Source organism: Paracoccus sp. S4493 (assembly GCF_000967735.1).
In the GTDB taxonomy this organism is placed as follows: Bacteria; Pseudomonadota; Alphaproteobacteria; order Rhodobacterales; family Rhodobacteraceae; genus Paracoccus; species Paracoccus marcusii.
In genome coordinates, this window is record NZ_JXYF01000041.1 from 1 (window position 1) to 1,799 (window position 1,799).

General features: G+C 56.8%; 2 protein-coding genes. Both read right to left on the minus strand.

What is annotated here, in order from left to right; genetic code table 11:
* A partial coding sequence (locus tag TW83_RS19775) for a DDE-type integrase/transposase/recombinase (RefSeq protein WP_157001437.1) occupies window positions 1-433 on the minus strand: 433 nt, incomplete at its 3' end.
* Window positions 434-611: 178 nt separating this feature from the next.
* A complete protein-coding gene (locus TW83_RS08160; protein WP_045982275.1) occupies window positions 612-977 on the minus strand; it encodes a transposase in 366 nt (121 codons plus the stop codon).
* Window positions 978-1,799 lie beyond the last annotated feature (822 nt).

A 1,799-nucleotide genomic window follows, 5' to 3' on the forward strand; every position in this document is an offset into this window, starting at 1 on the left:
GCCGCGACGTCGCGCTTACGTTATGATAAGGATTGCCGACGCTGCTCATCGAACCGCGCAAGCCTGAAGCATCAAGGGCGTCCCGATAGCTTTGGGATGCGTACTGACAGCCGCGATCCGTATGATGAATGCAGCCCTCGGAAGGCTTTCTGGTCATGACGGCCGCGCGCAGAGCTGCGAGTGCCAGTTCCGTATCCAGATGCTGTGACAATGCATAGCCTATGACTTTGCGGCTACAGGCATCCAGGATGGCGGCCAGGTAGCAGAAGCCTGTGACGACACGGATGTAGGTGAAATCCGCGACCCAGACCCTGTCAGGGCGATCGGGAATGAGGTTGCGATACAGGTTGGGAAAGATTGGAGAATCATGCCGGCTGTCAGTCGTACGCACAGAGCGCTTGCGGGGCTTGATGCCCAGTCCCGCTACTCGCATGACCCGTGCTACCCTCTTGTGATTGATTGCAAACCACGGCGCCGAAGCTCGTGGGTCACGCGTCTATAGCCATAGCAGGGTAGCTCATCCTGGACATCTTCGATGATGGCGGTGAGTTCGCCGTCCGTCAGCGTGAGGGTCCTGGCGGAGCGGTAGTAGTAGGTGCTGCGCGGCAGGTTCATGGCTTTGCACCCCCGTCTGACGGAGCAGCCAAGGGGCCGCTGATCACGAAGGATCTTTCGCTGCCGCCCGCGGTCGACATCCGTGGTGTTTTTTTTGCAAGATCCAGCTCCATCGTGAGCTGACCCACCTTCCGCTCGAGCGCGGCAATGCGAGCTTCATACTCTGCAATGACACTGGCCTCGGCTTCCTCGTCGTTCAACTCGCCCCGGTCATATTGCGTGAGCCATAGCTGAATGAGGTTAGCGGAAAGATTGTGGCTGCGCTGCGCATCGCGCCGCCCAAGAGCACCGGTGCGGATGTCTTGGCAAAGCTGCAGCTTGAACGGCGTCGAATGCCGGCGGTAGGGACCTCGTGACGTCATGGGCCTTCTCCAATCAAGGCCTGTCCAGCGTATCAGTTTTCTAGGGGCCTGTGGTCCAGCCCATGGGGTTCACTCCAAACCCGGCTCAGTTCTGGGTGGAAATCAACAATCTCCGCTAAGTCGCTTTCATATGGAAGCAAAAGGCGGTGATGGGCCGTGGCGGCGCTTTGCAGAGCAACGTTCTCGACGACGAGATAAGCATCGCCCGCGTTACCTATTTCATCGATTACTGTTTCGTATAGACGCTTTTCAATTGCCGTAAGCTCGGTCGGAGGAGCGTTGATGATCGCCGACGCCTTTTTGGCGATCGACCATGCGTTGGGAACTGACTGGGAAAAGACGAGGGTCTAGGGTCCGGCAGCTGATGCCGAAGCAGCAATTTGCGACGCAAGCTCACCCGAGTCTAGGGTCAGACCCCATTGTTTATTAGTGGACAATAGGACCTTATGGTCCAAAAGCGAGAGCAGTGCGTACTCATCGCGCCTTGTTGACACCCATGTCTGCTTTAAGCTGAAAAAACCGAATGGAGCAGCGTTTAGGGTTCGATTGAGTGTAGCAGGCGGACCTAGTATGGTTCTTCTCTGCTAAGCCTCTCTTATATGCTGCTTATGACATTCGATCGCGTCCGCTTGGTACACGACGCAGCCCCGCAACTGTCGGGTCGGCTTCTAAACGTCATCAAGAGGGATGGACCGGCGTTCCGTCAACTTCCCAAGCCATTCGGCGATCTCGCCCGTGTTCGTCACCATAGCCGATAGGAGGACAAGATCCGCATCTGGGTCAACTCGAGTAAAGCGGATCAGGCATAGCATTGCTGTATCG

What these genes read in the sequence shown, in the direction of transcription:
- TW83_RS08160 (WP_045982275.1), bottom strand. Translation starts at nt 977, where the DNA reads ATGACGTCACGAGGTCCCTACCGCCGGCATTCGACGCCGTTCAAGCTG.